The 7,693-nt window shown below is 40.1% G+C and carries 11 protein-coding genes; 10 read left to right on the top strand and 1 reads right to left on the bottom strand.

Annotation, left to right across the window (positions count from 1 at the left end; translation table 11 throughout):
* Positions 1–94 precede the first annotated feature (94 nt).
* The 5 genes from R7E29_RS16530 to R7E29_RS16510 all read left to right on the top strand — a co-directional run bounded on the left by R7E29_RS16530 (position 95) and on the right by R7E29_RS16510 (position 4,554).
* Positions 95–475: a nuclear transport factor 2 family protein gene (locus R7E29_RS16530; protein ID WP_054577324.1), complete on the top strand. Its 381-nt coding sequence runs from the start codon at positions 95–97 to the stop codon at positions 473–475.
* A gap of 577 nt (positions 476–1,052) precedes the next feature.
* Positions 1,053–1,457, top strand: coding sequence for a hypothetical protein (locus tag R7E29_RS16525; RefSeq protein WP_054577325.1), 405 nt, complete (start codon positions 1,053–1,055; stop codon positions 1,455–1,457).
* Between the two features lie 206 nt (positions 1,458–1,663).
* Complete coding sequence (locus tag R7E29_RS16520) at positions 1,664–2,218, top strand: hypothetical protein (RefSeq protein ID WP_053807654.1); 555 nt, start codon at positions 1,664–1,666, stop codon at positions 2,216–2,218.
* Positions 2,219–2,561: 343 nt separating this feature from the next.
* Positions 2,562–3,380, top strand: a complete 819-nt coding sequence (locus R7E29_RS16515) for a hypothetical protein (RefSeq protein ID WP_318082754.1) — start codon at positions 2,562–2,564, stop codon at positions 3,378–3,380.
* Positions 3,381–3,522: 142 nt separating this feature from the next.
* Positions 3,523–4,554, top strand: coding sequence for a DUF4238 domain-containing protein (locus R7E29_RS16510; protein WP_054577327.1), 1,032 nt, complete (start codon positions 3,523–3,525; stop codon positions 4,552–4,554).
* 185 nt (positions 4,555–4,739) lie between these two features.
* Here R7E29_RS16510 and R7E29_RS16505 read toward each other — a convergent pair whose 3' ends face one another.
* Positions 4,740–5,063 carry a hypothetical protein gene (locus R7E29_RS16505; protein ID WP_054577328.1) on the bottom strand — a complete coding sequence of 108 codons (324 nt, stop codon included), beginning with the start codon at positions 5,061–5,063 and terminating at the stop codon, positions 4,740–4,742.
* Positions 5,064–5,310: 247 nt separating this feature from the next.
* Between R7E29_RS16505 and R7E29_RS16500 the strand changes: the two genes are divergently transcribed.
* The 5 genes from R7E29_RS16500 to R7E29_RS16480 all read left to right on the top strand — a co-directional run bounded on the left by R7E29_RS16500 (position 5,311) and on the right by R7E29_RS16480 (position 7,502).
* A complete protein-coding gene (locus R7E29_RS16500) occupies positions 5,311–5,727 on the top strand; it encodes a lysozyme inhibitor LprI family protein (protein ID WP_054577329.1) in 417 nt (138 codons plus the stop codon).
* Between the two features lie 135 nt (positions 5,728–5,862).
* Positions 5,863–6,279: a hypothetical protein gene (locus R7E29_RS16495; protein ID WP_230856658.1), complete on the top strand. Its 417-nt coding sequence runs from the start codon at positions 5,863–5,865 to the stop codon at positions 6,277–6,279.
* Positions 6,280–6,443: 164 nt separating this feature from the next.
* On the top strand, positions 6,444–6,728 hold the full coding sequence (locus tag R7E29_RS16490; RefSeq protein ID WP_038863851.1) for a MazG nucleotide pyrophosphohydrolase domain-containing protein: 285 nt from the start codon (positions 6,444–6,446) through the stop codon (positions 6,726–6,728).
* A 208-nt stretch (positions 6,729–6,936) separates the two neighbouring features.
* Positions 6,937–7,218, top strand: a complete 282-nt coding sequence (locus tag R7E29_RS16485) for a type II toxin-antitoxin system Phd/YefM family antitoxin (protein ID WP_000086647.1) — start codon at positions 6,937–6,939, stop codon at positions 7,216–7,218.
* Entirely contained in the window at positions 7,215–7,502 is a 288-nt protein-coding gene (locus R7E29_RS16480; protein ID WP_015296903.1) for a type II toxin-antitoxin system RelE/ParE family toxin, read from the top strand. Before R7E29_RS16485 ends, R7E29_RS16480 begins: the two co-directional genes overlap by 4 nt.
* The last annotated feature ends 191 nt before the right edge of the window (positions 7,503–7,693 follow it).

The following is a 7,693-nucleotide window of genomic DNA, read 5'->3' as shown; positions in this document are numbered from 1 at the left end:
GTTTGGGTTTAGTTCAGTGTTTACGGTAGTCAAATTGAGTTCTGTGGTAGCGTGCTTCACACCTTAATTGGGCGTTAGGTGCTTGGAGGAAATCATGAACTCAAAGGAAGTCGTCCTAGCTTTTTGGGATGCGATGAAAACAAATGACTTTGCCAAAGCAAGCGAGTGGCTTAGCCCAGATTTTGAGGGTTTCTGGCCGCAGTCGGGTGAACTCATTATTGGCCGAGACAACTTCACGGCTATCAATACTTATTACCCTGCGAATGGTATTTGGGAGTTTACTGTTCACTCCGTAGTTTGCGACGGTGAAACAGTAGTCACTGCTGTATCAATTGCAGATGGTGTCCAAAAAGCACGTGCTATAACTTTTCATACTGTTGAAAACAGCCTGATAAGTAAGCAAAAAGAGTTTTGGCCAGACCCAATGGAAGCACAGGCATGGCGGGCAAAATGGGTTAGGTTAGTGCAAGATTAAGCTACGCACCTAACAAACAATTTAAGAGTGATTCAGCACGCTTTGCATTTTCGGTTTGGGTTTAGTCCAGTGTTTACGGTGTTCAAATTAAGTGTTGTGGTCGCGTGCTTCACACCTTAATTGGGCGTTAGTTTGCAAGAGGAAAAACGCAGCTATATCGCAAGATCTAGTGGTAAAATCTCAAAGTCGAAATTGTCGTATCGGCGTTCAATTTCAGTGTTAACTAGCGTGGTGAAAATCCAAAATTGGCATCGTTTCAACGGCTGATTTGTTTTTGGTGTTGTGAGTTCATTTTCTGCGGCGTTGTTTGTTCCAAGTGGTTTCATTGACTAGCCGCTTTGAGACTACGCCTGATTTAATTGCATCAAAGCACATAATGTTTGTTTTTCGCAAAGTTTAAAATAACGTAAAATCAACCCTTTGGGTCTGCAAACTAACAAACTGCTCAAGAGGGATTCACAACGCGTGGCATTTTCACTATGCGTTGAATTTAGTGATTAAGGTGGTTTGCAGCGACTTCGGTATTGCGTTGTTCACCCCTTAGCAGGGCGTTAGCCCTCAAGGAGAATATAAAAAATTGTTTGAAAATCATTTAAAAAGAACAAAATTCTTACTGTTTTTGCAGGGTATATCTGTTGCAGTTACTCTGTTTCTATTATTTACCTTGCTTGCCCAAGTAAATCAATTGAGCTCTTCGAGTCTTTTTCTCACATTTGCAATTGTTTTAGTGATGCTAAGTTTGAATTTGTCTAGTTTTTACGGGTTGTTAAAAAAGAAGCTTTGGGTATTTAAGTTAATGATCGTTCTTTATTTAATTCAGATTATAGATATAGAGACACCTAACTTTTCCTTAGCCTTTTCTTTTGGAGTTGAAGTACCGATAAGTGTGAGTGTTAATGAAGTAACAGTTTCTCTAAACTTAATGGCAATCTTGGTGGTTTGGTTGTCGTATACAAGTCTTAACCTTTTGAAAAAGGGCTAACAAATTGTTCAAGAGTGATTCGGCACGCGTGGCATTTTTACTATGCGTTGGTTTTAGTGGTTAAGGTGGTATGCGTAAGCTTCGGTATTGCGTGCCTCACACCTTAACAAGGCGTTAGTTTCATAACATTTCCTATACACCACTGAGTGCATATGTTATTCTTTTTACTTCATAAAATAAGCCCTAAAATTATACATGGATGAGTGATGAGTAACGTAATTTCAGTTAGCAGTTTACCGTATAATTTGCCAAGCAATGAGCAAGAACAATTAAGAATATTAGCTAAAATAATCGGTTTTAAACCAGAACTACTTGTTGGGGCTGGAAAAGTAGAAGTAGATGCGATTTGTTCGATGATCTTGTATAGACATCTCAGTCAGAAGCAACGAGTAGATGCTATGAAACTGATACGAAGTGTTTCGAATAGAGCCTTAATGGGAAAACTAGTAACAGGAGCGCTAGACACTACTTTTGTTAACCCACAATATGGCATGTGGTCAATGACTGAGAAAGAGTTACAGTCTGATAAAGATTTTCATAGCTTTTTAGACAATTTCGCTAGTTATATAGGTATTGGTGCTTCAAGCCTTGGACTCAAAGACCTATACAAGGAATCTAAAGCTAGAGGTAAACTTGGCAGAGGTGGTTTAGCTATGCTTGTCATTTGGGGAGCTGTTGCGTTTAATAAGTCTGAATTAAAAAAAGTTAATACAGAGTTAGAAAATCGAAGTGTACGATTGGTTTCGGGGCTTCATCAATGATTTCAAATATTATTTCTTATGTGCTTGTCACTGTCTTCGCTATATGGTTGTGGAATGATGCTCCAGCTCAACATAGAGATAACCTGTTCTATGTGGCCGTAGTATGTTCTCAAATCGGTTTCTTTATTTATTCTCGAAAGTTAGAGAAACTTAAAAATAAGGTAGAAGACTTGGAAAATAAGCACTCTCTAGAAACAAAAAACTAACAAGGCATTTAAGAGTGATTCCCAACGCTTGGCATTTTTTATGTCATCGTTGGGTTTCGTGTTTAAGGCGTACAGGTTTCGTCTGGTGGTAGCGTTGCTCACACCTTAATGCGGCGTTATGTTTACAGGAGGTTACATTGGGAAATACGGAACCCTCAGAGCTAGAGGCTAAAAAAAAGAAATATGATGAAGAGTTCAAACTAGGTTTATTTGGGACTTTAGGGTTTCTGCTTACGGTTGTTATCCCTTTGGCTTTAATCGATGAGGACTGGTTTAAACCGTATATTCATTTAAGTTTTTTTAGTGGTATTGCCTGGCTATTGGTTTACATTGCAGCTTTTTTTGAAAGAAATTCGTATATCTCTGAGCTGTGGAAGTACAATTCAGTGAAGTTTGCGATCTCTTTAGCTTTTTCATTGCTTGTTTATTCATCAAACTACACGGCTTCGGCAACAATAAATGCAGTTTTTGGTGTTGATGCGTCTGCTTTTCCTTATGCTCAAGTTGCACTTACATTTTTAAATACTGTTTTGACTCTCGAGGTTGTACTTAGAGTTGTGTTTTTAGTTTCGTTTGTGATGCTATCTCTTAGTGCGTGGGCGTATCGAGGAGAGAACAAGTATGGTTGGTTGGCTTTTCTCCTGGGGGGGGGGTATTTAGCCTCTGCTCTCACTGGGTGGGTGTTTACTAATAGATACTTTGATAGTGAGCAGCATATGAAGCTTAAGGCTTATGCTGTCGCACATAAAGTTGACTTTAGTACGAAACACTTTTGTTCCAATTTAGGTGAAAATAAGTCAGTAATTTTCCTTGGTCCTCAAATGACTACTGTGCTTGTCGACAACGCTATCCAGCTAAATCCTAGTATCTATGAAACTCTTAAATTAAAACAAGAACCTCAAAGCATCATTACTGTTCCAAGCTCATTTAGTATAGTGCGGTGTATCGTAGAATAAAACATAACAAACTGTTTAAGAGTGATTCGCAACGCGTGGCATTTTCACTATGCGTTGCGTTTAGTGTTTAAGGTGACATGCGGTGACTTCGGTATTGCGTTGCTCACACCTTAACAGGGCGTTAAGCGTATAAGAGAAAACTATGAGTTCGGTTAAGAAAAGAGATAATCACTTTGTTCCAGTTATGTATTTAAAAAATTGGTCAACAGACGGAAAAGTCCAGATTTACAGAACGTTGGTGCAGCATGAAAATGTACCCATCTGGAAGCCGTTTCCCTTAAACGGAATTGGGTATTTGAGAAACCTTTACATTAATACTCAACATGGAGATGAATGCGACCAAATTGAAACATGGTTTGATCAACACTTTGAAGCTCCTGCAGAGGCTGCGATTCAAAAAGTAATTTCCAACGCTAAGTTAACGCCTAGTGACTATAAAAGTATCATTAACTTTTTTGCCCTTCAGGATCTTCGTACTCCAGTCAAGTTTATCGAACACCTCAAGAGAGCAGATAGTAATGAGTTCGAATCCATGATGAGGAGTGTTGTTGATAAAGTAATGTCGAAAGGTGTCCCTAGGGATTTTCAGGTGACTGGTGAATATAAATTTCATGATGAAATGCCGCTGAAATTAAAAATTACTAAAGAAGAATCGGGATTAATGGTTCATGTTGAAAACCTAATTGGACGAGCTTCTTGGCTATGGAGTATTAAACACCTATTGAATACAGTCTCATCTCGCCTGCATGAACACCAATGGACAATTTTGCATCCTGCCAATGGACATGAATGGCTCACATCGGATAATCCGGTTTTAAAGCTTAACTGTTATGGTGAGGGTAGCTATGACCTTAAAGGCGGTTGGGGTAATGAGGGTACAGAATTGATTTTACCATTAGGTCCTCGGCATTTGCTCTATACATTGGTAGGACAGAAGCCGCCTCTTCCAAGAGGTACAAGGCTTAGCGAGGAGAAAACTAAGTCAATTAATCATATGTTGGTAGAGAACAGTCACAGGTATGTTATTTCATCTCATCAGTGTCCTCAAGTAACTAACTACCGTCAAAGGTTAGTTCTTCCTGAAGAAGTTAAGCATGAATTGGCACAGTGGAAAGCACTAAATGAGCATCACTCGAACAAAGAGAAAGAGTTCTACTCAGCAAAATACGCTTAACAAACTGTTTAAGAGTGATTCGCAACGCGTGGCATTTTCACTATGCGTTGAATTTAGTGGTTAAGGTGGCATGCGGCGGCTTCGGTATTGCGTTGCTCACCCCTTAACAGGGCGTTAGTCGCCAGAAAAAGCTAGCAGTCAAAATCATGTTTCTAAGCTCAAAGCTTGCCTGCTTTTTGTTCGGTTTAAAGGCTCATTGTCGTTGGTCCAAACTCATTTTCAGCTGTTTTAAGTCCAAAGTTCTGCAATTGTCCTAGCGGTTGTTTTGTTCTTTGGTGCTGGCAGAGCAGGGCAATCGAGAGTCTGTTTTTGGTTGCAACTCCGCTCGGTGAGTTTGTTGGTACAAAAGCCGATTTACTCGCTGAAATGACGTTTTCTCTGGTGTGGTAAGTTCCACGTGGTTTCAGTGACTTTGTTGAAAGTCCGCACTGTGCGATTGGTTTTCCAAAAGCGCTTTTTGGTGTTGTCACTCCGTTTTCTACGGCGTTGTTTGTTCCAAGTGGTTTCATTGAGTAGCCGCTTTGAGACTACGCCTGACCTAACTGCATCAAAGCACATAAAGTTTGTTGTTTGCAAAGTTTAGTTCGGCTTAAAATTATCGCTCGGTGCCTCGCGACTAACAAACTGCTCAAGAGGGATTCGCAACGCGTGGCATTTTTACTATGCGTTGAATTTAGTGATTAAGGTGGTTTGCGGCGGCTTTGCTATTGCGTTGCTCACCCCTTAGCAGGGCGTTATGTGCTTTCGGAGAAAACGATGAATAAGTGTCTAATCATCATATTAGCTAGCCTTTCATTTGGTGCTCTTGCTGAAGAAGAGTCCATTGACTGTGATAATGCGATGACCACAATCGAGATAAACCAATGTGCCGCTATTGAATTAGAGTCAGCACAAGTTAAATTAGACAAATATCTAAACACTAGCTTTGAGCACAACTCTCATGACCCAGAACTGATCACAGCAATTAAGCTTGCTCAACAGGATTGGCAAGCATATATGTCCTCTCACTGTGATTCGGTTTATACGCAATGGCGTGATGGAACTATTCGTGGAATTATGGCGATATCGTGCAAAACTAAGTTAACTAAGCAAAGAACGCACGAGTTATGGGAAAATTTTTTAACTTATATGGACAGTACACCACCAGTTTTACCGGAGCCAAGTGTAGAGTAGATTTCAACCACGCACATAACAAACTGTTCAAGAGGGATTCGCAACGCGTGGCATTTTTACTATGCGTTGGTTTTAGTGATTAAGATGGTATGCGGCGGCTTCGGTATTGCGTTGCTCACCCCTTAACAGGGCGTTATGCGTAAAGCGGTATGTAACACCTACAAAAAATGGATGGTTAGTATGGAGTTTGATGTTATTTCTCAGGGTGTAGACTCAGAACAAGCGTTGATTTATATGTGGGAAATTTACGATAACAATGATGTTCTTGTTGGAAGGTATGTCGGTAAAGCGAAAAATGGCGCTAGACGTCCTTTGAAACACTACAAAAGGAATGTCGAACGATTGTTAAAAGGACGACCGTATCGTAAATCAAACCCTGATGGATATCGCGTTGTGCATAAGGTGTTAGCTGAAGCAGTGGATAAAGAGCAAATTATAAAGCTGTACTTTCTAACAAATATCGACGATGGAGACGATATCAATCAGGTAGAGCAGGCAATGATTAGTAAATACGATTGCAAAGGTTCAAAATCTTGGCAGTTAAATGGCTAGAATTTACGCATAACAAACTGTTTAAGAGTGATTCGCAACGCGTGGCATTTTTATTATGCGTTGGTTTTAGTGTTTAAGGTGGTATGCGGCGGCTTCGGTATTGCGTTGCTCACACCTTAACAGGGCGTTATACGCTTTGTGAAAAATGATACAAAAAGGACGTTATGAAGTTATCTGAGTTACAAAGTCATATAAAAGAATTCGATTATGCGCCAGAGCAATCTGAACACTATTTTTTAAAGCTAATCGAAGAAGTTGGCGAGTTATCGGAATCTATTCGCAAAGGCAAAAGTGGGCAACCAACGCTAGATGAGCTCAAAGGTTCAGTCGCAGAAGAATTATATGACGTTTTGTATTATGTTTGTGCTCTAGCCAATATTCACGGTGTAAACCTTGAGAAAACGCATGAACTAAAAGAAGTTTTGAATAAAGCTAAGTACAACCGATAGGACGCGTATAACAAATTGTTTAAGAGTGATTCGGCACGCGTGGCATTTTTACTATGCGTTGATTTTAGTGGTTAAGGTGGCATGCAGAAGCTTCGGTATTGCGTGCCTCACACCTTAACAAGGCGTTATAACACAGAATCAACTTCTTGCTCAAAAGGGTCAGATGAACTATTATTTGTACGTTATTTTGTACTAGTGGGAGTTCAATATGAGTCGTATTCATTTCGATCAAGATATTCAGCCTTTGTCTGAGTTTCGTGCCGGTGTAGCTTCATACATCAAACAAATCAATGAGACTCGTCGTCCATTGGTTATTACGCAACGTGGCAAAGGTGTTGCTGTTGTTCTCGATGTTGCTGAGTATGAAGCAATGCAAGAGAAAATCGAATTACTGGAAGAAATGCGCACAGCAGAAGCTCAGTTAGCTTCTGGTCTCGGTGTTTCCAATGATGATGCGCGTGCTCAAGTACTTGGGCGCATTAAGAAATGAAAGTAGTCTGGTCTCCATTAGCACTTCAGAAACTAGGTGATGCAGCGGAGTTTATTTCTTTGGATAATCCACCTGCGGCAGAGAAGTGGGTAAACGAAGTTTTTGATAAAACTGAACTCCTTGGAAGTATGCCTGAAATGGGGCGGTTTGTTCCTGAAATGCCCCATACGAATTATCGTGAAATCATCTTTGGTCACTATCGTATTATCTACAGTTTAAGTCACGAAATTCGCGTACTAACAGTTCGCAATTGTCGTCAAATTTTATCGGAAGATGACGTGTAAAACTGTGTTATAACAAACTGTTTAAGAGTGATTCGCAACGCGTGGCATTTTTACCATGCGTTGCTTTTAGTGTTTAAGGTAGTATGCGGCGGCATCGGTGTTGCGTTGCTCACACCTTAACAGGGCGTTATGCCTTTTGGGAGAAAATATGCAGTTTTACAAAGCAGATGAATATCAGACATCTTGCGAAA

Source organism: Vibrio sp. Vb1729 (genome assembly GCF_033338655.1).
GTDB lineage: Bacteria > Pseudomonadota > Gammaproteobacteria > Enterobacterales > Vibrionaceae > Vibrio > Vibrio alginolyticus.
This window is presented reverse-complemented; position numbering and strand designations above follow the sequence as displayed.

What these genes read in the sequence shown, in the direction of transcription:
- R7E29_RS16530 (WP_054577324.1), top strand. Translation starts at nt 95, where the DNA reads ATGAACTCAAAGGAAGTCGTCCTAGCTTTTTGGGATGCGATGAAAACA.
- R7E29_RS16520 (WP_053807654.1), top strand. Translation starts at nt 1,664, where the DNA reads ATGAGTAACGTAATTTCAGTTAGCAGTTTACCGTATAATTTGCCAAGC.
- R7E29_RS16510 (WP_054577327.1), top strand. Translation starts at nt 3,523, where the DNA reads ATGAGTTCGGTTAAGAAAAGAGATAATCACTTTGTTCCAGTTATGTAT.
- R7E29_RS16505 (WP_054577328.1), bottom strand. Translation starts at nt 5,063, where the DNA reads ATGAAACCACTTGGAACAAACAACGCCGTAGAAAACGGAGTGACAACA.
- R7E29_RS16500 (WP_054577329.1), top strand. Translation starts at nt 5,311, where the DNA reads ATGAATAAGTGTCTAATCATCATATTAGCTAGCCTTTCATTTGGTGCT.
- R7E29_RS16495 (WP_230856658.1), top strand. Translation starts at nt 5,863, where the DNA reads ATGCGTAAAGCGGTATGTAACACCTACAAAAAATGGATGGTTAGTATG.
- R7E29_RS16490 (WP_038863851.1), top strand. Translation starts at nt 6,444, where the DNA reads ATGAAGTTATCTGAGTTACAAAGTCATATAAAAGAATTCGATTATGCG.
- R7E29_RS16485 (WP_000086647.1), top strand. Translation starts at nt 6,937, where the DNA reads ATGAGTCGTATTCATTTCGATCAAGATATTCAGCCTTTGTCTGAGTTT.
- R7E29_RS16480 (WP_015296903.1), top strand. Translation starts at nt 7,215, where the DNA reads ATGAAAGTAGTCTGGTCTCCATTAGCACTTCAGAAACTAGGTGATGCA.